Origin of the sequence: Amycolatopsis sp. AA4 (assembly GCF_002796545.1) — a bacterium.
In the GTDB taxonomy this organism is placed as follows: Bacteria; Actinomycetota; Actinomycetes; order Mycobacteriales; family Pseudonocardiaceae; genus Amycolatopsis.
Map to the genome: position 1 here is coordinate 2,894,346 of NZ_CP024894.1, position 22,645 is coordinate 2,916,990.

Genomic DNA, 22,645 nt, shown 5'->3' on the forward strand with positions numbered 1-22,645 from the left:
CTCCCTGGGTGTCGTGCTGACCTGGCGAAACGGTAACCGGACCAGGGCAGCGCCGCCGGGACCTCACCCGAACAGGTGTCACCGCGCGACCGTCAGCCCGGCGAGCCGCCACGTCCCGGGGTCGGGTACCCGCTTCGCCTCGAGGACACGCAATCCGGGGAACCGCTCCAGCAGCGCGGTCAGCGCCACCTCCGCCTGCACCCTCGCGAACGACGCGCCGAGGCAGAAATGCGGACCGTGCGCGAAACCGAGGTGGGCGCCGGCCGAACGCCGGACGTCGAACCGGTCCGGCTCGGCGAAGACGCGCGGGTCCCGGTTCGCCGCCGCGATCGACGCGGTCACCGGCTCGCCCTGGCGGATCCGCACGCCGTGCAGGTCCAGGTCTTCGGTCGCCAGCCGGGGGATCGTCAGCAGCTGCGAACCGCACCAGCGCATCAATTCCTCGACCGCGCCCGGCCACAGTTCCGGTTCCGCGCGCAGCGCTTCGAGCTGATCCGGGTGCGTCAGCAGGGTTTCGACGGAATTGGCGATGAAGTTCGCCGGAGTCTGCCCGGCGAGCACGAGCTGCCAGACGAGCGCGACGGCTTCCGTTTCGGTCAGGCCCGCGCTCGTCAGATGCGCCAGCAGCGCGCTGTCCGGATGCGCGACCAGCGCCCGCGAGCTGTCGATGATCCCGGGCACGGCGGTGGCGAACCCCTCGCCGGACACCTGGACGACCGCCGCGCCGTACTCGTGCCAGCGCGGCCGTTCGGCTTCCGGCACGCCGACGAGTGCGCAGATGACCTCCATCGGCAGCGGCCGGGCGAACTCGGCCAGCAGGTCGACCGGGCCTTCCTCGGGCAGTGCGTCCAGGTACCGGGCAACGATTTTCTCGATCTCCGGACGGAAGTCCAGTGCGCGGCGGGCGGCGAACGCGGGCGTGGCGAGACGGCGCAGCCGGGTGTGCTCGGCCCCTTCCATCTCCTGCATGGTCCGCAAATACGGCCGGCAGTGCTCCGGCACGTCCGGACGCTGGTAGCTGGCCTCGCTCAAGGCGAACCGCTGGTCGGTGAGCATCGCGCGGGCCTCCGCGTGCCGCGTCAGCACCCGCATCGGCGGGAAGCCGGGACCGGTCAGCTTGGCCAGCGGGCCCTGTTCGCGGGCGGCTCCGTAGGCGGCGAACGGGTCGCTCGTGACGGCCGGATCGGTCAGGTCGAGTTCGGGAACGGGGGACAAGGCGGACCTCCAAATGGTCACTTCAGATGATCTCATCATATGAATGGTGGCGGTATCTTGGCAAGGAAGCGGACCGGGAGGACTCACGATGGCGCGGCTGACCAGGGCGCAGACTCAGGAGCGCAACCGGGCGAAGGTGCTGGCCGCCGCTCGCGAGGAGTTCACCGAACGCGGGTTCCGCGACGCCAAGATCGACGTGATCGCCGAGCGCGCCGAGCTGACCCGCGGCGCGGTCTACTCCAACTTCCCCGGCAAACGCGCCCTCTACTTCGCCGTGCTCGCCGCCGAAGCGGAGCGGTTCGCCGCCCAGCCGCCCGAACCGGACCCAGGTCTCACGCCCGCCGAAGCGCTCGGCGCGTTCGCCCGCGCGTGGGTGGCGAGGCTGCCGCTGGCCACCGACCCGGACGCGCGCCTCGGCGTCGACCTGCTGCCGGAAATCCTCGCCGACGAACTCACCCACCGGCCGTACGCGCAGTTGCTGCGCTTCGACGCGATCGTGCTCGGCCTTGTGCTGGAACGGCTTTCGCCCTCGTCCGGACGGCTGGTGCGCGTGGCGGAAGCGGCGCTGACCATGCTGCACGGGGCGAGCCAGCTGGCTGCCGCGGCACCCGGTTTCGGCGAGCCGTTCAACGTCGTGCGCGCGTGCGAAGCGTTGCCCGCGCTGGGATTGAGCGACACCTGGCCGGAGCCGCCGATCGTGCCGCAAGCCAAAGCGGCCGGGGAAACCTGGTCTCCGCCAGAGGTTTTCGACGCCCTGCGCGAGCGTCCAGCGCGCATCGACGGCGACGGGGTGGTCGCGGTGCTCGGGCTGCACCGGCTGTCCGCCGCGGAGGAAGCCTTGCGCGCGGCCAAGGACGTCACGCTGGTCGTGGTCACGGGGCAGCCGGGGGAGCTGGTGCCGTTGACGAATCTGGTGCTGGCGGACCTGCGCGGCCTGCTGAAGCGTTCGTGCCCGCACTCGGCCTGGCCGGACGTGCGCGTGATCGTGGACGAGACCGGTGCGGTAGCCGCGGCGGCCGGGGTCTCGGCGGTCAGCGACGCGACCGAGACCGCGCTCCGGGTCCACAGTGGACACATCCTGCTGCGCGCTGAGGGCTTCGGCGCCTGCCACGCCGCCGCGACGAGCACCGTGCCCGCCGGATCCGGGGAACCGCGCTGAAACGGTGCGGAATCAACTGCGGGACCAGTCGCCGTGCGCGCTTCCGGGAACGCCTTCCCGGCCCACGTGACGTTCGTGAGGGGAACCCTGAGTGAACTGCGCCCCGGAAGTTGGACTGGGAATCCAGTTCCAGCTGTCCGGGGAGTGGTTCGTTGCATCCACGCAGTTCGTTGTCTGAGTGGCAGCGGGCGTCCGCTGTTGCGTTGTTCGAGGACGGGTATGGCGCGAAGGCCGTGGCGTCCCGGTTGGGGGTGTCGGCGGGTGCCGTGCGACGCTTGCGTGATCGTTGGAGGCTGCGGAGCGCGGGAGCGCTGATGGACAAGCCAGGCAGGCGGTCGTTCGCGTTCGAGTTCAAGCTGGAGGTCGTGCGCCGGTATGTCGGCGGCGAGGCGACCGCGGCCGAGCTGGCGCGCGAGCACGGGCTGTCCTCGCCCAAACTCGTGGAGAACTGGGCGCGGGCGTATCGGCGCGAGGGAGAGGACGCGTTGCGGCCCAAGCCGAAAGGCCGTCCGCCCGGTGTCGCGGACTCGCCGGGTCCCGGCGAGCTGGAGCGGTTGCGGGCGGAGAACCTGCGGCTGTCGGCGGAGAACGCCTACCTAAAAAAATTGCGGGCCTTGAGGGAGCAGGGGCGAGGGTGAAAACCCAGGCCGTCGCCGCCCTCAAGGCCGACTATCCGCTGCCGGTGCTGCTGGCGGTCGCGGGCCTGGCCCGGTCGACGTTCTTCTACCACCAGGCCCGGCCCGACCGGCCCGACCCGCACGCCGGGCTCAAGGCCGCGATCGCCGAGGCGTTCGAGGCCGCCCGCGGCCGCTACGGGCACCGGCGGATCCACACGGTCCTGGCCCGCGCCGGCTGGCGGGTGGCGAAGAAAACCGTGCTCGCGCTGATGAACGCCCTCGGCCTGGTCTGCCAGGTCCGGCGGCCGCGCCGGCGCCGGTCCTGGCCCGGCCGGCCCGGCACGGCCGCCGAGAACCTGCTCAACCGCGAGTTCGGCGCCGAGGCCCCGGACACCAAATGGGTCACCGACGTGACCGAGTTCCGCATCGGCGACCGCAAGGTCTACCTCTCGCCCGTGATCGACCTGTTCGACCGGTCCGTGATCGCCTACGCCTGCGGGCCGTCCCCGACGCTGGAGCTGACGAACTCCTCGCTGCGCGCCGCGATCGCGACCCTGCCCGCCGGAGCCCGCCCGCTGGTGCACTCCGACCAGGGCTTCCAGTACCGGCACGCCTCCTGGCGCTCCCTGCTCGCCGACGCCGGCCTGACCCAGTCGATGTCCCGGCGAGCCACCTGCCTGGACAACGCCGTCGCCGAGAACTTCTTCGGCCACCTCAAAGAAGAACTCTTCCACCACACCAAGTTCGACACCGTCGACACGTTCATCACGGCACTGCACGACTACATCGACTGGTACAACACCACCCGCATCTCCACCACGCTCCAAGGCCTGAGCCCGGCCGAATACCGGGCCCAGACCCTCGCCGCCTAACCTCTACATAACCAGTCCAACTTCCGGGGCCCAGTTCAGAGGGACTCAGAGTCCCTCAGGGTTCCCCTCACGGAACGCGAGATCAGCCGATGCGGTAGCTGTACGGCAGAGTCGCCAGCACCTCACCGGTTCCGACCTGCGGCAGACCGGTCACGCCGGTCGGCAGCGAAGGCACGGTCACGATGTTCAAGTGCCCGGCCACCTTGTCGCCGCGGTTGCCCGACGGCGTGATCGTCACCAGGATGGTCGCGGTCTCGCCCGGCTTCACCAGCTGCGGCGTGCCGCCGGTGCCGTTCGGGTCCACCGACTGGCCGTACGGGTCGCCGGTCGACGACGTCACCGAACCGTCGAAGCCCGCCGTCTGGATCGACGCCGTGTAGCTCGAATGCCCGGCGGGCGCGCCTTCCGGACCGAACGGGCCGATCTCCTGCACGTCGGCGAACCAGACGCCCTTGGTGACGTAGCCGGTCTTCTCGCCGATCGTCGCGACCGACACCGTGCTGCCGTTCTGCGCGGACTTCAGGTCGCCGAGCACGTCGATGCCCGCCGCCGAACCCTGGATTTCCGCCTGCGCGGGCACGGTCGAGGACGTCGCGACGGTGAACTTGCTCGTCTCCGGCGGAATCGAGTACACCGGCGCGTCCGCGTTCAGCTCCGGCAGGTTGACCTCGGTCGACCCCTGGATCGGCTGCGGCTGCAGCGTTTGCCGGGCGTTCGTGCGCGCGTCGATGCCGATAGCGATCGGTTCGATGCCGGTGTTGCGCACCGTCACCGGCACGGTCACCGCCTTGCCCGCCGCGAGCGACGCGGACTGCGGCAGCGCGGGGGCGCTGGCCGAGGCCTGGTCGAAGCCGACGGTGCCGGTGAACGGCTGGTCGATCTGCTTGCCCGTCACCGGGTTCTGCACGACGAGCACCAGGTGCCAGCGGCCCGGCAGCGGGTTCGCGTCGACGAGCTGCAACCCGGTGCCCTGCCCCAGCGTGGTGGCCGAGGCGAGGAAGGCGTTGCTGTTCACGTCGGCGAGTTCGCCGTTCGGGTCGACCAGGACGCCGTCGAGCAGCGTGCCCGGATCCTGCAGCTTCACCGCGACGTCGAGGTCCCGCTTGCCGCGCGGGACGTCGAACTCGTAGGAGAAGGTCTGCGCGGGCGACACGGCACGGGCGTTGCCGCCGGTGATCGTGCCGCTGAACGTGCCCGGGCCGTTCTTCGTCGGGATCAGCGCGCGCAGCACGGCCGATACGGTGGTCTGGTGGCCGTCGGAGCTGCCGAAGACGATCGAGTAGTCCGCGTCGCCGCCGCTGCTCGGGGTCTGCAGGGAGACGTGCACCGGCTTCGTCTGACCCGGGTTGAGCTGCAGGATCTGCGGCGAGACCTGGCCGTACGGGACGGCCCGCTGCGCGGTCGTCGCCAGCTGGATGTCACCGGTGTACCCGGCCGGTCCGGACGCCGAGTACAGCACCGCGGTCCACGTGCCCGCCGCCGGACGCGTGACGTCCACGTTGGCGTAGTTCGCGGTCGCGGCCCCGCCCTGCGGACGGCTGTTGGCGACGAAGGTGCCGTCCGGCGCGAGCAGCGTCAGCCGCACCACCGGGGTGACCGACTGGCCGTTGACCGTCTTCGGGCTGCCCTGCCAGGCCATCCGCGCCAGCAGCCGCTGCGCGCCGTTCGGCACGGAGAACGTGACCTTCTTGTACGCCCAGTTGGTGCCGTTGAAGTACGGGAACGTCGGCAGCTTGGTCGAGTCGAACGAGGTGGTCTGCGCCTGCGTGCCGATCGGCGCGAACGTCCGCGTGCCGGTGCTGACCGTCAGCGGCTTGGTGCCCGAGTTGGTGACGTTCACCGAGGCCTGCTGCGTGCTGCCCGGCGCGCCTTCCAGCGTCAGCTGGTCGGCCGACAGCGTGATGTTCGACGAAACGCCGGCCGGCGCCCCGGTCGAACCCGGAGCGGTGAGCGCCGCCTCGACCGCCGCGCGCGCGTCGAGAAGGCCCGCGCCCTGCTCGTCGGCCGGGAGGTTGAGGTCGCGCGCGGTGCTGGTGATGATCTGCTTCACCTGCGCGGGCGACGGCGACGCACCGTGGTGCGAATTGCGGTAACTCTGGATCACCAGCGCGGCGACGCCCGCGGTCAGCGGGGCGGATTCACTGGTGCCGCCGAAGGACTCGAGGTCGGTCGGCTGCGGCACGGTGTTGAAGTTGTGGCATTCCGCGTACGCCGGCGAGCAGTCGGCCCAGTTGCCCTCGCCGGGTGCGACGAGGTCGATGGTGCGGCCGTTCTGCGTGATGCCGGACGAGGACAGCGCGGAGATGTTGTCGCTCACCCATTTCCCGTTGGAGAAGCCGAAAGCCGCGTAGCCGGTCTGCGCGTACAGCCGGTTGTCGGTCGTCGCGCCGGTCGAGATCACCAGCGGGTCGGTGGCCGGGCTGCCGATCGTGGACGTGGTGCCCGCGTCGCCGCTGGACGCGGTGACCGTGACGCCCGCGGCCACGGCCTGGTCGTTGAAGACCTGGAACAGGTTGCGGGAGCTGGAATCCGGGTACTGGTTGAGGCCGAGCGATTCGTTGATCACGTCGACGTGGTCGACGGTCACCGCGTAGTCGATCGCCTGCAGCACCGCGGAGTTCGTGGCGGTCTTGCCGAACACGTTCAGTCCGACCAGGCTCGCGCCCGGCGCGACGCCCTTGACGACGATGTTGCAGCCCGCCGGGAGCGGGTGCTTCTCGTTGACGAACTTCGACAGGTCGTGCACCACGACGCCCTGCGCGGCGATCGAGGAGGCGTCGCCGAAGGCCTCGGCGCCGGCGTCGGTCGTGTTCGGGCCGTCGCCGGAGAAGTCCTGGTAGTCCGAGAACACATGGCTGCCGTCGGGACGGATGAAGTCCGCGTAGTTCGGGTCCATGTTGTCGGCGAGGAACGCGACCTTGACGCCGGCGCCGTTGGCCAGGTCGGACGCGCTCTTGCCGCCGGTGGTGCTGTACGCGCGGATCGAGGTCAGCGCTTCGGGCTCCAGCAACGGTTTCGCCGGGTCGCTCGGGCAGGTCGCGTTCGGAACGGACTGCGCGGCCGGTCCGCCTGCCTTGGGCGCGGCGGCCGGTGCGCTCGGTTTGGCGTCCGGCAGCGTCACCTTGCTGTCCGGCAGCACCTGCGCGACCGCCGGGTCGTGCGCGAGCTGGGCGGCCTGCGCGGGCGTTACGGTGGCGGAAAACGCGTTGCCCAGCGCGAAGTGCTTGACCTTGGCGGGCGCCGCGCCGGCGAGCTTGGCGAGCACCGAGTCCTGTTCTTGGGTGGCTTTGGCGCGGCGAGTGTCCGACGCCGCCTTGGTGGGCGGCGCGCTGGGCAGCTGGTCCGCGAGGACGACGATCACCGATTGCGGTGCCGTCTCGGCCGCGGCGGCGGGCGCGGCAGCCTGCGCCGGCTGGGTCGCCCCGGCCAGCACCAGGCTGCCGGTCGCAGCCATGACCAGGGCGCGAACGGATCGCGAGGAACGCCCCATGTGCAGTTCCCACTTCCTGCTAGAAGGGTTCGTGAGTTACCGGCCCCGACGAAATCGGGCGCACTCGTGCCGCGCCTGATTTCCCGACAGCAGAACTCTTTCCGACTCCTTCACGATCCACAAGCGACAATAGTGGGAAACAAATCCGGCAAACGGGACCGAATTTCCGCGCGGTCGCGCATTCGGTCCCGTTTGCCGGAATCGGGGTCAGTCCTGGGGCAGGTGCCGGCGCGAGTGTCGGGTCACCACAAGGGTTCCCGCGACGGCGACCAGCGCGACGCAGGCGAGCAGCACCGGGTAGCCCGCTACTCCGTTCAGGGCCGCTAAAAGTGACGGCAAGAGGAATCCGACATAGGCCAGCGCGTAGTACACGCCGGTCAGTTCCGCGATTTCGTCCGGCCGGGCCAGCCGTTGCAATTCCAGCAGTCCGGACACCACGACGATGCCGTAAGCGGCGCCCAGCACGACCGCCGCGCCGAGCGCGATCCACGGCGATTCCCGCGCGGCCGCGAAGACGCTCAAGACGAGCCCGACGCAGAGCACCACCATCCCGGTGAGCACGGCCCGCGCGCTGGTGGCGCGGTCGACCCGCTTGGCGATCGGCTGGATCCCGACGCCCGCGCCGATCGCGCAGACGGTGAGCAAGGTGGAGTAGGCCAGCGCCCACGACCCGGTCTGGTGCTCGACGAGCTGCGGCAGGATCGCGTACGCCACGCCGCACGAGCCGAAGATCCACGGCGCGGCGGGCAGGATCACCCGGCGGAACCGCGGATGCCGCGCGGTGGCGGGCAACGCGGCGCGGACGGTTTCGGCCCGGACCGCGAGCGTTTCCGGACTGCGCGTCACCGCGGCCAGCGAGACCAGCGCGAGTCCGATGTGGACCAGATAGGGGAGGACCATCGGCCAGGGGCCCCATTGCGCGAGCGCTCCGGCGATGCCCGGGCCGATGCCGAGCCCGAGCGTCAGGCACAGCGCGGCGCGCCGGGTGCCGAGGTCGGCCGCGCTGTACGGGTCGGCGTCGGCGAGTTCCTTGATCCAGGTGGAGCCCACGGCCATCGCGACCGCGACGGCGATGCCGGAGAGGAACCGGCCGGCGGCGATCCATCCGACGCCGAGGGGGCCGAGCGCCAGCAGCACGCTCGCCAGCAGCGACAACCCGGTGCCGGCGAACATCACCGGGCGGCGACCGTACCGATTGGACAGTCCGCCGGAGAGCAGCAGTCCCGGCACGAGGCCGACGACGTACGCGCCGAGCAGGGCGTCGACGGTGAACGCGGAGTAGCCCGCGGCGTGGTACATCACGAGCAGCGGGGTGAACTGGTTGCCGCCCCAGCCGCAGGCGAATACCGCGGCGGCGGCCGGGAGCCAGGCCGGACGAGCGGTGGTACCGGGTGTTTCGGGCAGGGGAGCGCGGTCAGCGGTAGTGGTCATCGACGGTGCACCGAATCCAGGTGTGCTCGCAGGGCCGGAGCGAAGGTGCCGGCCTTCGTTTCGGCCTCCGCGATGATGTGCAGAAGCTGTTCGTGCTCGCCGACGACCTGCGGCAGGCGAGCCGGGATCGGCGCGAGCGCGTGGACGTTCATCCGGCGCTGGCGGTCGGCGAGCGTGGTGTAGAAGCTGAGCAGCAGGGTGTTGCCGCCGGCCTCGACGATCGTGCGGTGAAACAGCGCGTCGGCCTCCGCGAACGCGGGCACGTCGCCCGCTTCCGCGTGCTGCCGTTGGACGTCCAGCACCGCGCGCAGCTGTTCGAGCGCCGCCGGGATCAACTCCGGACGGCGGCCCAGCCGTTGTACCGCCGCGCTTTCGACGGCCTCGCGGGCTTCGAGCACGTCCTCGGCCTCGCCCGGCGTGATCGGCACGACGATCGCGCCGCGCTTCGGGATCAGGTTGAGCAGTCCCTCGACCTGCAGCCGCAGGAACGCCTCGCGCACCGGAGTCCGGCTCACCCCGAGGCGCTCGGCGATCTCGCCCTCGCTGAACAGGTGCCCGCCGGGCAGTTCGCCGGTCAGGACCAGTTCCTTGGTCAGCTCGTAGGCGCGGTCGGCCGCGGGTTTCAACGCGTTCACGCTGCGACGCTAACATGCATCCCAGCTTGTATCTAAGGCGTTGTGACCTGCGGCTCAGCCGGTTTTGTCGGTGTCGTGTGCGATGCTCGCCGGGTGCTGCTCCTCGATGCCGCGCCGACCGTGCACGAAGCCGTTGCCGCCATCCGCGCCGCCTTGACCGGCGGTCTCGACCCGGACCAGGACCCGCCGCGGGCCGTCGTGCCCGTGCCCGCCGGCCAGTTCCTCCTCATGCCCGCTTCCTGGGACCGCTACGCCGGGGTCAAGGTCGCTTCCGTCGCTCCCGGCAACCCGGCGCGCGGCTTGCCGCGGATCCAAGGCCACTACCTGCTGATGGACGGCCCGACGCTCACCCCCATGGCCCTCCTGGACGGCGTCGCCCTCACGTCGGTCCGCACGGCAGCCGTCTCCGCCGTGGCGGCTGATTTGCTGGCCGTGCCCGACGCGGAACGACTGGTGGTGTTCGGGACCGGCCCGCAAGCGCAGAGCCACCTCGAAGCCTTCCTCGCGGTGCGGCCAGTGCAGGAGGTCGTGGTGGTCGGCCGGAATCCAGCGCGCACCGAGGCTTTCGTCGCGCGGTACCCGTTCGCCCGGACCGGCACACCGGACGACGTCTCCTCGGCTGACCTGATCGTCTGCTGCACCTCGTCGCGAACCCCCGTGTTCGAAGGCGCGAAGGTCCCCGAACACGCCACGGTGGTGGCCGTCGGCTCGCACGAACCCGACGCGCGAGAAGTCGATGATGTCCTCATTGGACGGTCCACTGTGGTCGTAGAAGCCATCGGCGCGGCTACCCGTGAGGCCGGAGAGGTAGTACTGGCAATGGAATCCGGTGCCCTTGCCGCAGGCGATCTGGTCTCGCTCGCCGCACTGGCTCAAGGCTTCGCGGTGCCGCCGGGCCCTCGGCTGTTCAAGAGCGTCGGGATGGCGTGGGAAGACCTGGTCGTCGCCGCAGCTGCCTACGAAGCTGCCGCGTAATTGTCGGTGGGGCCCGATAACCTGGACTCCTTCGACGGCGAGGGGGAGACCGGATGTCCAAGGAACTGACCACCGCGGCTGAGTTGTTCGACGCGATCGGCGCCGGGTACGAGGAGGCGTTCGGCCGTCCGCCGGTAGTGGACGCGGCCGTGCGGGAGCTGCTGGCGGTGCTGCCCCCGTCCGCGCGGGTGCTGGACCTCGGCAGCGGAACCGGCCGCCCCACCGCGGCCGATCTCACCGCTGCCGGACACCGAGTGACCGGGATCGACGTGTCCGCGGAGATGGTGCGGATCGCCCGCGAGCAGGTTCCCGAGGCGACGTTCGTGCAAGCTGACCTGCGAGAATGGGAGTCGGAGCCAGGGGTGTGGGACGCCGTATGCGCGTTCTTCCCGTTCCTGCAGCTGTCAAGGCTCGAAACGGAGCAGGCACTCAGCCGAATCGCGGCCTGGCTGGTGCCCGGCGGAAGGTTCGCGCTGATCACCGTCCCCGCCGACGTCGAAGACCTGCCGGTCGACTTCCTCGGCCACTCGATCCGGCTGACGAGCTTCCCAATCGACGCACTGGTCGACCGGGTTCGCGCGGCCGGGCTGGAAGTGACGGGAACCCGGACGGAGACGTTCGCGCCGGACAAACCGGGCGCGGAACCGGAGGAACACCTCCTGATCTCGGCCCGCAAACCCAGCTGAGTCCAGCCGGGTTTGCGGGGTCGTGAAACAAATTCGTCGTTTGGGTGCCGCTGGAAACAAGGCGGCATTTTCGCGCGGTCCAGGTGAACACGCCGGAAACTGTGCGGAAAATTCCGCCAAGCCCCGCTCGCTGAGCTGATTGTTCAACCGATCGAATGAGGAACGACTAGCGCCGATCGATTACCGGCCCACCCGAATTACCCACCGCAACTGATTCTCGCGCGCGCCGCACGGAAACCAGTCCGCCGCACTCGCTCCGGCCACCCAAGCGAGCCGGTCGCCGCGGGGTTGGGAGGTGACTGACTCATGTCTCGCTCGCTCCGGTGGACCGAGCGAGCCAGTCACCGCGGGTTGGCATGGTGACCGGCTCGAGTGCCGCTTGCCTCGGCGACGTCTGGCTGGTTTCAGTCCAGCGCTCAAGTTTCGCTTGTTTCGGCCGACCGCGAGGCGCGGTCACTGTGGGCTTGGCGTGGTGACCGGCTCGACGCTCGCTTGCCTCGGCGGCGTCTGGCTTGCTTCGGTCCAGCGCGAGGGCCGGTCACCGCAGCTGAGTGCGGTGACCGGCTCAAACTTCGCTCACCACAACCGATTCTGGCGACTCCCGCCTCACTCGGTTCGCCGAGGCCCATCCGGGCGGCTCGCACTGGCAGCCGATTGCCGAGCTTCGTGCCTGGCGCAGCTTGGGGTACTGCGCTGGTTCCCGAGGCCTCGCGTCTTGCGCGGCTTCGCTTGCCGTAGCTGCGTTCATCCGCAGCCCGCCGCAGCCCGCAGCAGCCCGCCGCACCCGCGCACCCGCAGCAGCCCGCTGTGGGGCCGCAGCCGCCGCAGCCGAAGTCCGCAGCGGGGCTTCCTGCGGGCGTGTGCGTCGTGGGAACTCAGGCCAGAACCGTTGTCGGTATTACTGGTTGCCCCACTGCTGCTCGCCCTGCTGACCGCTCTGCTCGTAGCCGCCCTGCTGCTCGTAGCCGCCTTGCTGGCCGCCCTGTTCGTAGCCCTGCTGGCCGCCCTGCTGGAAGCCGCCTTCGCGCTCGCCCTGGTCGAAGCCGCCCTGGCCGCCTTGCTGGTAGCCGCCCTGGCCGCCCTGGTGGCCGCCGCCCTGGAAACCGCCTTGCTGGCCGCCCTGTTCGTAACCGCCCTGGTGGCCGCCGCCCTGGAAACCGCCCTGCTGGCCGCCCTGCTCAAAGCCGCCCTGCTGGCCGCCGCCCTGGAAGCCGCCCTGGCCGCCCTGCTCGCCCTGGCCGAAGCCGCCCTGCTGCTGGCCGCCGCCCTGTTCCTGGCCGCCCTGGTGGCCGCCGCCGAAGTTTTCCTTCAGTTTGTCCGCGCCCTGGCGGATCTGGTCGCCGTGCTGCCCGCCGGTTTTCTGGTCGGCGAATTCGGCGGCCTTGTCGATGCCCTGACCGACTTTGTCCGGGTTGTTGCCCGCGAATTCCTGGATCTTGTCCTTCGCCTGGTCGAAAAAGCTCATCGAAATCCTCCTTGATCTATTCGTGACACATGGATACCAGTCGGGTACCCGGCCGACCGGGTGACGAGACCCCAGTCCCCGGTTCGGGTGAGGCGCGGCGCCGGTTCTGCCCGGGTCGGGCCACGGGTGGGTTACCCCACACGCCCGGAACGACAGCCGACCGGCCGGTAGGGTCGCCGCCGCAAGGGCACCGGAGCCGAGGAGGACATGTGGCGGGACCGTTGAGCGGGCTGAAGGTCGTCGAGCTGGCCGGGATCGGGCCGGGTCCGCACGCGTGCATGGTGCTCGCCGACCTGGGCGCGGACGTCGTCCGCGTGGAACGGCCTTCCGGATCGCTCGACCTCACCGGCGGCAAACCGGACCCGCTGCTGCGCGGCCGACGCTCGGTCGCCGCGGACCTCAAGACCCCCGAAGGCCGCGAACTCGTCCTGCGCCTCGCGGCGAAAGCCGACGTGCTGATCGAAGGCCTGCGCCCGGGCGTCACCGAACGGCTCGGCGTCGGCCCGGACGACTGCTTCTCCGCCAACCCCCGCCTGGTCTACGGCCGGATGACCGGCTGGGGACAGGAGGGCCCGCTCGCCCAGCGCGCCGGCCACGACATCAACTACCTCGGCCTCACCGGCGTGCTGCACGCGATCGGCCGCGCGGGCGAACGCCCGGTGCCGCCGCTCAACCTGGTCGGCGACTTCGGCGGCGGCTCGATGTTCCTGATCGCGGGCGTGCTCGCGGCGCTGTGGGAGTGCGGCCGGACCGGACGAGGCCAGGTCGTGGACGCGGCGATGGTCGACGGCGCGAACGTCCTCTCCCAGATGATGTGGGCCTTGCGCGGCCTGGGTTCCTGGTCCGACGAACGCGGCACGAACCTCCTGGACGGCGGCGCGCCCTTCTACGACACGTACGTCTGCGCGGACGGCCGATACGTCGCCGTCGGCGCCCTCGAACCGCAGTTCTACGCGGCCCTTCTGAACGGCCTCGGCCTCGCCGCGGAAGACCTCCCGCCGCAACTGGACCGCGACGGCTGGCCCACCCTCCGCGCCACCTTCACCCGCGCCTTCCTGACCCGCACCCGCGACGAATGGGCGTCGATCTTCGACGGCACCGACGCGTGCGTCACGCCCGTCCTGGCACCGGACGAGGCCGCTGCGCACCCGCACATCGCCGCACGGTCCGGCCTGATCACACTGGACGGGATCGTCCAGCCCGCCCCGGCGCCGCGGTTCTCCCGCAGCACGCCGGAGACGCCGACCCCACCGCCGGTTCCGGGCGCGGACACGGAAAAGGTCCTCGCCGACTGGGGCGCTTAGTTCCGCACTCACCCCAGCCGGGCTCCGAGGAGGCGGTACCGGAGTGCTTGCTTCCGCTGCCGCGCCGATGGGATGACGTGACGGGCGTGGAAATGCCTTGCCCGGCGATCGCACCGGCCGGATGGCGTGACCGGATCAGGTTCCGGCTGGTCGGCACGCGGCACCAGCACGAGGCCCGGGATCTGCCGCCCGGCCTAGCCTGCGACCGCAACGCCAGAAGAACGTCCCTCGCTCGATCCACGCGCGGCGAAGGCGTGCAACCCCTCAGCCCCGCACCGCACTGTCAGGACGACCCGACGGTCACGCTGCCATCACGCCAACGCAAGGCCCGCCTACCCCCGCAACCGCACCGGCAACGTCACATGCCCATTGGTGATAAACGACGGCATCGGCTCCAATTCCCCTTCAGCCACCGCCAACGCCAACCCCGGGAACCGCTCGAACAGCGCGGGCAGCCCGTGCTCCGCTTCCATCCGGGCGAGCTGCACGCCGAGGCAATAGTGCACCCCGTGCCCGAACGCGAGCGCTGATTTGTCCTTGCGGGACAGGTCGAACTCGTCAGCATCCGGACCGTGGTGGTGCTCGTCGCGGCCGGCGGGGCCGAAGGACGCGAGAATCGGGTCGCCCGCGCGGATGGTCGTGCCCTCGACCTCGATGTCCTCCCGCGCGAACCGCAGTGGCAGGTGCGAAATCGGGGACTGCCAGCGCAAAGTCTCGTCCACGACGTCCGCCCAGGTGCGCGTTCCGTCGAGAACCTGCCGCAGCTGTGCGGGGTGAGTGAGCAAGGCGGTCACGGCCTGGTCGAGCAGGTTGACCGTCGTCTCGTGGCCGGCGGTGATCATGAGGATCAGCGTGTCCACCAGTTCCGCTTCGCTGAGCCGGGAGCCGTCGGAGTCGCGGGCGGTGATGAGTGCGGTGGCGAGGTCGTCGCCGGGATCGGCGCGTCGCTGTTCGACGAGTTCGGCGAGGATTCCGTACAGCCGTTCGACGTTCGCGGTCGCTTCATCCGCGGTCGTCGACGTCGCGAACATCCCGGCCACCGCGGTGCGCAGGCCCGGCCGCGCTTGTTCGGGGACCCCGACCAGCCGGCAGATCACCTCGATCGGCAGCCGGTAGCAGTACTGCTCGCGCAGATCGATTTCCGCAGGCCCGGCTTCGAGTTCGGCGAGCAGCCCGTCGACGATGTCCTTGACCACCGGGCGCAGCGCGGCGATGCGGTTGGGCGCGAAAGCCTTGGACACCAACGACCGCAGCCGCCGGTGCTCGTCTCCGTAGGCGGTGAACATGTTCTGCACGGAAACCCAGATGTGCAGCGACCAGTCGGAGGAGATCTTCCCGTCCCGGTAGGCGGGCCAGTGCCGCCGGGCGTCCTTCGACACGCGCGGGTCGGCGAGCAGAGTGCGCAGCAGCGGCAGGCTGGTGACCGACCAGGCGAGCACGCCGCCCGGCAGTTCGACCACGGTCAGCGGTCCGCGGGCGCGAAGCCGGGCGCCCTCGCCGTGCACGTCCGGCGCGGCCGGGTCGAGCACGAAGGGGGTGACGGCGTGGTCCATGGGCGCTCCTCGCGGCCCGATGGTCCACAATGGACTGACGATGGGAGAGGTGTCCGCAGCGGCCACCGGGTCCGCGGTGAGCCTATCGAGGCCGAGGGGCGTTCTGCCGGTATTGAGGGGGTGCGGACCCGGCCAGGGAAGGGGTTGACGTCAGCCGTCGGCGCGCTTGCGGTGCAGCGAAAACCGCTCGAACACCGACAGCTCGCCGGTCGGCTTGTTCACGTTGTAGTAGGTCACGTGCATGGTCGTCGTGCCGCCCGGCCGGTGCCCGGGGTCCACGGTGAAAGCGGCGAAGCCGTACGGATGGTCGAGGTCGCGCACCGCGCTCCACACCGCTTTTTCGCGTACGTAGGTCGGTTTCCGCTTGCCGGTGGCCGGATCCCGCTTGTCGGCGACGGCGGTCAGCACTTTTCCGGTGCCGTCCTTGAAGAAGCTCCCGTTGGTGGTCCCGGAGACGCCGCCTCCGCCCAGAATCATGTGCACGGTGCCGTGCGTGGCGTCGATGTTGTCGGTCGCGTCGGACACCGGATTCGGCGTCAGCGTCTCGCTTTCCGCGACGACTCCGTGCACGGCGAGGGAGCGTTCGTAGTCGTGCTCGTGCCCGCAGAGCACCAGGTCCACGCCGTAGCGGTCGAACAGCGGGCCGTACTTCTCCCGCAAGCCCAGGTCGGCGCCGTTCGCGTCGGACGTGCTGATCATGACCTGGTGCATCGCGACGACGATCCAGTCCACGTCTCGCGACGCCCGGGCCGCGGCGAGTTCCTTCTCCAGCCAGGCGAGCTGCCGTCCGCCGGAGTAGCCGTTGACGTAGACGTCGCCGCCGTCCTGCAGGCAGTTGTCGTCGTTCTGCAGCACGACGACCCGCACCGAGCCGACGGTGAAGCCGTACCAGAGCCCGGCGAGTTCGGGGTCCGTTTCGGTGGAGGGCAGCTGGAAGTACGCCTGGTAGGCGTCCATGCCGATCGCGCCGTTCTTCTTCTCGATCTCGTGGTTGCCCGCGGCGGGCATCCACGGCCGGTACCGCGCCGAGCGGGTGTTGTTGGTGAAGAAGTTGTTCCAGGTGCGGACGCGGTCGACGTCGAGGTTGGCGTAACAGAGGTCGCCGTTGAGCAGGTGGAACAGCGGCGCGACGGTCTCGATGCCGGTGACGATGTCCTTCGTGGCCGGCGTGGAGAAGAAGTCGAGCGCGGGCGCGCCCTTGAGATCCCAGGTGACCTGCGGCGCGGACTGGTCGCCGAAGCTGGTGAAGGTGAACGGCGCCCGGCCGCTGGGCGCGGTGCGGAACGTGCCCGCGTCGGGCGTCGCGCCGTCGTGCTGGGCGATGTAGAGGTACTCGGTGTTCGGGCGGAGCCGGTTGATCTCGGCGTGGTGCACCCAGACCGTGCGGTTCGACGCGCCGTCGAGATAGGTGCGGGTGACCGCGGGGGCGTACGAGCCGAAGCCGTCGTCGAGCGTGCCGTAGAGGACGCGCGGACGGCGGACCGGGCCGTCGGTGAGCCACGAAACCACCATCTGCCGGGCGGGATCGCGGCCGAACGTGAGATGCAATCCCTGTACCGGCGTCGCGCCGCCGCCCGGGCTCGGCGCGAGCGGAGCGGCGGCTGCCGTACCAGTGCCGAGCAGTGGTACGGCAGCGCTCGCGCCCATTAGGCCTAATGCTCCTCGACGGCTGACGGTGTTCGACATGACAGCGGCCTCCTCCGGCTCCAGGCAAGCGAAGCTATGCTGGCCGCGCGGCCCGTCGATGAACGCCGGCTGTCCGGCGCGTGAAGTGTCTTTCGCGCGGGTTCCGGTTCGTTCCCTTTGCCGGGAAACGGTTTCCGGACTGTCCGAAGTGGAGCGTCCGGGCTTTGCCGGATCGATTCAGAACCTTTCTGCTAGCCTCCGGGGTGACGTGCGGCTCGCCGTGGTGCCGCGTTGCTGCCGGGGCGCTTCACGGAGCGTGCGCTGAGTGCTTCGGCTCGAACCTCCGAGGAGCGTTATGGCAGGCATCGTCCGGGTCCGGGGCCGTGAGGTGCTCGACAGCCGGGGCAACCCGACGGTCGAGGTCGACGTGGTGCTGGCGGACGGGTCGGCGGGCCGCGCGGCGGTGCCGTCCGGGGCGTCCACCGGCACGCGCGAGGCCGTTGAGCTGCGGGACGGCGACGCGAAGCGGTTCCACGGCAAGGGCGTGCGCAAGGCGGTCGACGCGGTGAACGGCGAGATCGCCGACGCCGTGATCGGCATGGAGGCCGAGGCGCAGGCGGACGTCGACCGCGCGCTGATCGCCCTCGACGGCACCGAGAACAAGGCGCGGCTGGGCGCGAACGCGACGCTCGGGGTCTCGCTGGCGGTGGCGAAGGCGGCCGCCGCGGCGAACACGCTGCCGCTGTACCGCTACGTCGGCGGGGTGTACGCGCACCTGCTGCCGATGCCGATGATGAACATTATCAACGGCGGCGCGCACGCGGACAACCCGATCGACTTCCAGGAGTTCATGATCGGCCCGGTCGGCGCGGAGACGTTCGCCGACGCCGTGCGGATGGGCTCGGAGGTGTTCCACACGCTGCGGAAATCGCTGCACGAAGCGGGACACAACACGAATGTCGGAGACGAGGGCGGGTTCGCGCCGCAGCTGGGGTCGGCCGACGAGGCGCTCGAGTTCGTGGTCCGCGCGATCGAGCAGACCGGGTACGAGCCGGGCAAGGACATCGCGCTGCTGCTGGACCCGGCGGCGTCGGAGTTCTACCGCGACGGCGTCTACGACTACACCGGCGAGGGCCGCAAGCGCAGCGTCGAGGAGCACGTCGCGTACCTGACCGAGCTGACCGAGCGGTTCCCGATCGTGTCGATCGAGGACGGTCTCGCCCAGGACGACTACGCCGGCTGGAAGCAGCTGACCGACGGCATCGGCGACCGCGTCCAGCTCGTCGGCGACGACCTGTTCTGCACGAACGTCGAGATCCTGCGCGACGGCATCAAGCGCGGCATCGCCAACTCGATCCTCATCAAGGTCAACCAGATCGGCACCCTGACCGAAACGCTGTCCGCCGTCGACACCGCGCACAAGGCGGGCTACTCGGCGGTCATGTCTCACCGTTCGGGCGAAACCGAGGACACCACGATCGCCGACCTCGCGGTCGCCACCGGCTGCGGCCAGATCAAGACGGGTTCGCTGTCGCGGTCCGACCGCACGGCGAAGTACAACCAGCTGATCCGCATCGAGGAGGAGCTGGGCACCGAAGCTCGCTACGCGGGCTGGGACACCCTGCGCTGAGATTGCTTTTCGCGAGGCGGCCCGGGTTTGCGCCCGGGCCGCCTTTCGCTATTTCCGGTGCCTGAGGACCGTTGCCGCGGCAGTGAAGGCCGCACTCACCCAGAACGCCGCCCGCGCGTGCGCCGCGTCCACGACGACGGCCCCCGCCACCGCGGGCCCGACCACCGCGCCGAGATTGAACGCCGTGGTCGCGACCGCCCCGGCCACCCGCGGCGCGCCCTCGCTGGCCGAGGCGACGATCGCCGCGATCAACGCGGACCCGACGCCGAACGCCGTCGCCCCGGCGAGCAAGGCCGCGGTGAGGATCCCCGGAAGGCTCTGCGCCGCGAAGAACGCCGCCACCCACACGGCGGTCAGCACGGCCGTGCCCGCTTTGAGGATCTTCGGCCCGGCCTTGCCCGCGACCGTGACGCCGACGAACGACCCCACCCCGAACGCGGCCAGCACGACCGGAACCCATGCTGGTTCGGTGGTCATGGTGCCGAGGTAGGTGAAGGCGGCGAACGTCCCGCCGTTGACGAGAACGCCCTTGACCACCGTGGTCAGGACGCGGGGCTGGGCCAGGACCCGCCACTCCCGGGTTACGGGGCTCGTCGCCGGCGGGTCGTCGAACTTCGTGGTGGTCAACGCGGCGGCGGCCATCGCGGTGACTGCCGCGATGGCCCAGAACGCGGCCTGCCATCCGGAGTGCTGGCCGAGCACCGTCCCGGCGGGAACGCCGACGATGCACGCGAGCGTGACTCCGGACAGCAACACGGACGTCGCCCGCCCGACGGCGTCGGCTGGGACGAGCGAGGTGAGCGTCGCGAGAGCTACGGCGAGAAACCCGGCGTTGGCGAACGCCGCGACCGCTCGGGTGCCGAGGAGGACGGGAAAGTCGGTGGTGAGGGCGCCGAGGACGTGCACTCCGCTGAACAGCCCCAGAAAGGCGAGAAGCGCGAACTTGCGCGGCAACTTGCTGCCGAGCGTCGCGAGCACGGGCGCCCCGACGACCATTCCGGCCGCGAAGAGGGACGTCAGCAGTCCTGCGGTGCCGAGGGAGACGCCGGTGCTGGCGGCGATCTGGGGGAGGAGCCCGGAGAGCACGAATTCCGAGGTTCCTTGCGCGAAGACTGCGGCGGAGAGGAGGAAGACTATGGGAGGCAAGGGTTTCTGCTCCGATGGTGGGTGGCGTCGGGGACGCCTGGGATAAGGACGGTTTGGGTGCGGGGTGGGGTGCCTTGCGGGCAGCACGGCTTGCGGCTCGGTGCCCCGGCCTGGGTTCGCCTTCGGCATGCGTGCGTTGGCCCGGGTGCGTCGCCCGCTTTGGCTTCGGCATGTGGCTTGCGCCTCGGTGCACCGGCCTGGGTCGGGTTCGGCGTGCGTGCGTTGGCCCGGGTGCGTCGCCCGCTTTGGCTTCGGCATGTGGCTTGCGCCTCGGTGCAGCGGCCTGGGTCGGGTTCGGCGTGCGTGCGTTGGCCCGGGTGCGTCGCCCGCTTTGGCTTCGGCATGTGGCTTGCGCCTCGGTGCAGCGGCCTGGGTTGGCTTCGGCGTGTGTGTGTCGGCTTGGGTGCTCCGGCCTGCGTTGGTTTCGGCATGTGGCTTGCGGCTCGGTGCACCGGCCTGGGTTGGCTTCGGCGTGTGTGTGTCGGCTTGGGTGCTCCGGCCTGCGTTGGTTTCGGCATGTGGCTTGCGGCTCGGTGCACCGGCCTGGGTTGGCTTCGGCGTGCGTGCGTTGGCCCGGGTGCGTCGCCCGCTTTGGCTTCGGCATGTGGCTTGCGCCTCGGTGCACCGGCCTGGGTTGGCTTCGGCGTGTGTGTGTCGGCTTGGGTGCTCCGGCCTGCGTTGGCTTCGGCGTGCGGCGTCCACTTGCGTGCCCCGGCCCTGCGTTGGCTTCGGCATGCGTGCGTCGGCCGTGTGTCGGCTGGGGTGCCAGGCCGGTGGCTTGCGCAGCCTTCGCCAGCTGCAGTTGCGCCGGGCGGAGCGTTGCTACCGCCTGGTTGGCGCGAGCAGGCTTCGCCCGAACACGGCGGTGCATCGCGTGCTCTGCCAGCGGTGCTGCGGACGCGGCAGATCCAGCATCGCCCCGGTGGCGGGCCGACGCGGCTGTGCCTGGGGAAGCCGTGATGCTGGCGCTGCTGCGGTGGCCGTCAGGCTTCGGCCTGACCCTGGCTATGCCGGGCAAGCCGTGGCACTGCTCTCCTGCGGTGGCGAGCAGGCCCGCCCTGACATGGCCGTGCCAGGAACGCCGTGACAGTGGTGCTGCTGCCGTGAGCAGGCCCGACCGGTGATCGCCGGTCGCTGGGCACAGGCATTGCCGTACTCAGCCCGACAGCTTTAACCCTGCGGAACCACGGTGGCGAACATGCTTCGCCAACGGTCCTGATGCACGCAGGCTTCGTCCGGGCGAGTCCGGACACGTCGGGCTTTCACCGTGGCGTCAGACTTCACCGTGGCGTGGCCGTCGTGCGCAGGCTTCGCTTTGCCTGCCATTGCCGCAGTCGCTTACGCCTGGCGGCCGACCGGTGGTGCCTGCCCGCATCGGTATCTGTCGTGCGCGTTCTGGCTCGGTGAGAACCTGTACGAGCACGCACTAGGACCTGCGCAGGGCACAGCTCAACCGTGCCACGTTTGTGGTGAAGCTTTCGCCGGTCAGCCAAATCCGATCCGGCACCCGTCACTCCGCCGCCCAGCTCGCGGCTGGGCGGCTACCGTCTGCTGGCCTCCGGCGACGTCATGTCCTGGACTTTACCTTGCTGCGCTCAGGGAGTCGCGTGGGTTCTGCCATTCCTTCCTCGCGGCAGGGAAACCTGGCTGGGCGTGAGACATGGTGATGTGGTCGCTGGCGTTCGGCGCGAGGCAACTTGTCTCGTGTGGATCTGGCGCGCGTCGAGTTCGAGGCGCTCCTGTCCAGTACAGGTCGGTCTTGCGGGCTGCCTGGCCTAGGGGCATGGCGACGTGGCCGCTGGAGTAGGCGTTCGGCGCGTGGCAGCTGGCCTCGCGCGGCGCGGGCCGGTCGGGTGGCCGCGGAGCGACTGGCGGGGTGGCGATGGTGGGTTGCGGCCTCACCTGGCCCCTGCGTGGGCGGCGATGTCGTCGGCGAAGGACGTCACCCTGGTGTACATCCCGGGCTTGCCCGGTTTCCCGCAGCCGTCGCCGTAGGAGACGATGCCGACTACCGTGTCTCCGACTACCAGCGGGCCTCCGGAGTCTCCTTTGCAGGCGTCGATGCCGCCGTTCGGGTAACCGGCGCAGAGCATGCTTGTCGCGGAGTATTCCGGATAGGCGGTGTGGCAGGTGGGGTCGTCGGCCAGGGGCACTGTGGCTTGGCGGAGGTAGTCCGATCGGTCGCCGCCGTCGGCGGTTCGGCCCCATCCCAGTACGGTGGCGGCGGTTCCGGCGGGGTAGCGGTTTGGGTCGCGGGCCAGCTCGGCGGGGCGGTAGGGGAGCGAGCCCCGGACGGTGAGGACTGCGATGTCCGAACCTTGTTGCGGCGTGCGGAAATCCGGGTGCTGCCAGACGTCGGACACTGCTCGGACGATGCCGTCTTGGCTGCGTTTGTCTTCCCGTCCGGCTACCACGCTGAGTTCACTGGCCGGAACAGTCGCGGCGCAGTGCGCGGCGGTCGCGACCGCGGTGCGGCTGACGATGACACCGCCGCAGAACTGGGTTCCGTGACTGTCCACTAAGTACACTGCGTACGGATGTCTGGCCAGGGAAGCTTTTTCGCCTCCGATGATGGTCGGTGTGGCACTCGCGGCGGATGTGCTCAGGCTGATGACGGACAGGACGACGGCGACAATGAATGCGAATCGGCGTGGCATGGCGGACCCCCTCGGCTGCGGCAGCGCACGATGACCACTTTAACCGGCGGCTGAGGGGAAAACCGTCGCTGAACCGGGTGGAAAACGCGAGCGTCCAGGTCCGGAATCCCGCGGTGGTTGAGGGGAAGCGTTGGCGAAACGTGGCTTGGACAAAGGGATTCCGGGTGGATCCGTCGGCGGCGAT

At 70.2% G+C, this 22,645-nt stretch carries 16 protein-coding genes and 1 pseudogene; 8 read left to right on the forward strand and 9 right to left on the reverse strand.

The annotated features are described in order from the left end of the window. Positions 1-78: 78 nt before the first annotated feature. Positions 79-1,215, reverse strand: a complete 1,137-nt coding sequence (locus tag CU254_RS13660) for a cytochrome P450 (protein ID WP_037713559.1) — start codon at positions 1,213-1,215, stop codon at positions 79-81. A gap of 88 nt (positions 1,216-1,303) precedes the next feature. Between CU254_RS13660 and CU254_RS13665 the strand changes: the two genes are divergently transcribed. From CU254_RS13665 to CU254_RS13670, 4 genes and pseudogenes are all read left to right on the forward strand, one after another. Further along, positions 1,304-2,374, forward strand: coding sequence for a TetR/AcrR family transcriptional regulator (locus CU254_RS13665; RefSeq protein ID WP_009076584.1), 1,071 nt, complete (start codon positions 1,304-1,306; stop codon positions 2,372-2,374). A gap of 203 nt (positions 2,375-2,577) precedes the next feature. Next, a pseudogene (locus CU254_RS44920) lies at positions 2,578-2,649 on the forward strand (hypothetical protein); the annotation flags it as partial. A 39-nt stretch (positions 2,650-2,688) separates the two neighbouring features. Further along, a complete protein-coding gene (locus tag CU254_RS44095) occupies positions 2,689-3,012 on the forward strand; it encodes a helix-turn-helix domain-containing protein (protein WP_234392755.1) in 324 nt (107 codons plus the stop codon). Continuing rightward, on the forward strand, positions 3,009-3,863 hold the full coding sequence (locus CU254_RS13670) for an IS3 family transposase (RefSeq protein WP_009077419.1): 855 nt from the start codon (positions 3,009-3,011) through the stop codon (positions 3,861-3,863). Before CU254_RS44095 ends, CU254_RS13670 begins: the two co-directional genes overlap by 4 nt. Before the next feature lie 82 nt (positions 3,864-3,945). Here CU254_RS13670 and CU254_RS13675 read toward each other — a convergent pair whose 3' ends face one another. The 3 genes from CU254_RS13675 to CU254_RS13685 form a co-directional block, all read right to left on the reverse strand. After that, positions 3,946-7,317 (reverse strand): S8 family serine peptidase, encoded by a 3,372-nt coding sequence (locus tag CU254_RS13675; RefSeq protein WP_199785899.1) that lies wholly within the window; start codon positions 7,315-7,317, stop codon positions 3,946-3,948. Between the two features lie 243 nt (positions 7,318-7,560). Further along, complete coding sequence (locus tag CU254_RS13680) at positions 7,561-8,784, reverse strand: MFS transporter (protein WP_009076587.1); 1,224 nt, start codon at positions 8,782-8,784, stop codon at positions 7,561-7,563. Continuing rightward, the gene (locus CU254_RS13685; RefSeq protein ID WP_009076589.1) at positions 8,781-9,419 is read right to left on the reverse strand and encodes a GntR family transcriptional regulator; all 639 of its coding nucleotides are present in this window, start codon (positions 9,417-9,419) and stop codon (positions 8,781-8,783) included. The genes CU254_RS13680 and CU254_RS13685 overlap by 4 nt, the downstream gene beginning before the upstream one ends. 93 nt (positions 9,420-9,512) lie before the next feature. Here CU254_RS13685 and CU254_RS13690 point away from each other — a divergent pair, with 93 nt between their 5' ends. Beyond that, entirely contained in the window at positions 9,513-10,394 is an 882-nt protein-coding gene (locus CU254_RS13690) for an ornithine cyclodeaminase family protein (protein WP_100266781.1), read from the forward strand. A 53-nt stretch (positions 10,395-10,447) separates the two neighbouring features. Continuing rightward, on the forward strand, positions 10,448-11,080 hold the full coding sequence (locus CU254_RS13695) for a class I SAM-dependent methyltransferase (protein ID WP_009076593.1): 633 nt from the start codon (positions 10,448-10,450) through the stop codon (positions 11,078-11,080). An 898-nt stretch (positions 11,081-11,978) separates the two neighbouring features. Here CU254_RS13695 and CU254_RS13700 read toward each other — a convergent pair. Beyond that, a complete protein-coding gene (locus CU254_RS13700; protein WP_050788169.1) occupies positions 11,979-12,545 on the reverse strand; it encodes an antitoxin in 567 nt (188 codons plus the stop codon). A 209-nt stretch (positions 12,546-12,754) separates the two neighbouring features. On the opposite strand from CU254_RS13700, the gene CU254_RS13705 reads away from it, so the two are divergent. Beyond that, a complete protein-coding gene (locus CU254_RS13705; protein ID WP_009076597.1) occupies positions 12,755-13,849 on the forward strand; it encodes a CaiB/BaiF CoA-transferase family protein in 1,095 nt (364 codons plus the stop codon). 332 nt (positions 13,850-14,181) lie between these two features. Here the strand turns inward: CU254_RS13705 and CU254_RS13710 are convergent, their stop codons facing one another. Further along, positions 14,182-15,402, reverse strand: coding sequence for a cytochrome P450 (locus tag CU254_RS13710; protein ID WP_199785900.1), 1,221 nt, complete (start codon positions 15,400-15,402; stop codon positions 14,182-14,184). A gap of 150 nt (positions 15,403-15,552) precedes the next feature. Continuing rightward, positions 15,553-17,049 carry a metallophosphoesterase family protein gene (locus tag CU254_RS13715; RefSeq protein ID WP_234392826.1) on the reverse strand — a complete coding sequence of 499 codons (1,497 nt, stop codon included), beginning with the start codon at positions 17,047-17,049 and terminating at the stop codon, positions 15,553-15,555. Between the two features lie 334 nt (positions 17,050-17,383). Here CU254_RS13715 and eno point away from each other — a divergent pair, with 334 nt between their 5' ends. Next, complete coding sequence (gene eno / locus CU254_RS13720) at positions 17,384-18,658, forward strand: phosphopyruvate hydratase (protein ID WP_009076603.1); 1,275 nt, start codon at positions 17,384-17,386, stop codon at positions 18,656-18,658. 48 nt (positions 18,659-18,706) lie between these two features. Here eno and CU254_RS13725 read toward each other — a convergent pair whose 3' ends face one another. Beyond that, positions 18,707-19,804, reverse strand: a complete 1,098-nt coding sequence (locus CU254_RS13725) for an MFS transporter (RefSeq protein ID WP_009076609.1) — start codon at positions 19,802-19,804, stop codon at positions 18,707-18,709. Positions 19,805-21,702: 1,898 nt separating this feature from the next. Continuing rightward, entirely contained in the window at positions 21,703-22,461 is a 759-nt protein-coding gene (locus CU254_RS13730; RefSeq protein ID WP_009076610.1) for a trypsin-like serine protease, read from the reverse strand. Between the last annotated feature and the right edge of the window lie 184 nt (positions 22,462-22,645).

Bases quoted from the DNA above. Each gene is read 5' to 3' on its own strand.
- CU254_RS13665 (WP_009076584.1), top strand. From the start codon at position 1,304: ATGGCGCGGCTGACCAGGGCGCAGACTCAGGAGCGCAACCGGGCGAAG.
- CU254_RS44095 (WP_234392755.1), top strand. From the start codon at position 2,689: ATGGACAAGCCAGGCAGGCGGTCGTTCGCGTTCGAGTTCAAGCTGGAG.
- CU254_RS13675 (WP_199785899.1), bottom strand. From the start codon at position 7,317: ATGGCTGCGACCGGCAGCCTGGTGCTGGCCGGGGCGACCCAGCCGGCG.
- CU254_RS13680 (WP_009076587.1), bottom strand. From the start codon at position 8,784: ATGACCACTACCGCTGACCGCGCTCCCCTGCCCGAAACACCCGGTACC.
- CU254_RS13695 (WP_009076593.1), top strand. From the start codon at position 10,448: ATGTCCAAGGAACTGACCACCGCGGCTGAGTTGTTCGACGCGATCGGC.
- CU254_RS13700 (WP_050788169.1), bottom strand. From the start codon at position 12,545: ATGAGCTTTTTCGACCAGGCGAAGGACAAGATCCAGGAATTCGCGGGC.
- CU254_RS13710 (WP_199785900.1), bottom strand. From the start codon at position 15,402: ATGGACCACGCCGTCACCCCCTTCGTGCTCGACCCGGCCGCGCCGGAC.
- CU254_RS13715 (WP_234392826.1), bottom strand. From the start codon at position 17,049: ATGGGCGCGAGCGCTGCCGTACCACTGCTCGGCACTGGTACGGCAGCC.
- eno (WP_009076603.1), top strand. From the start codon at position 17,384: ATGGCAGGCATCGTCCGGGTCCGGGGCCGTGAGGTGCTCGACAGCCGG.
- CU254_RS13730 (WP_009076610.1), bottom strand. From the start codon at position 22,461: ATGCCACGCCGATTCGCATTCATTGTCGCCGTCGTCCTGTCCGTCATC.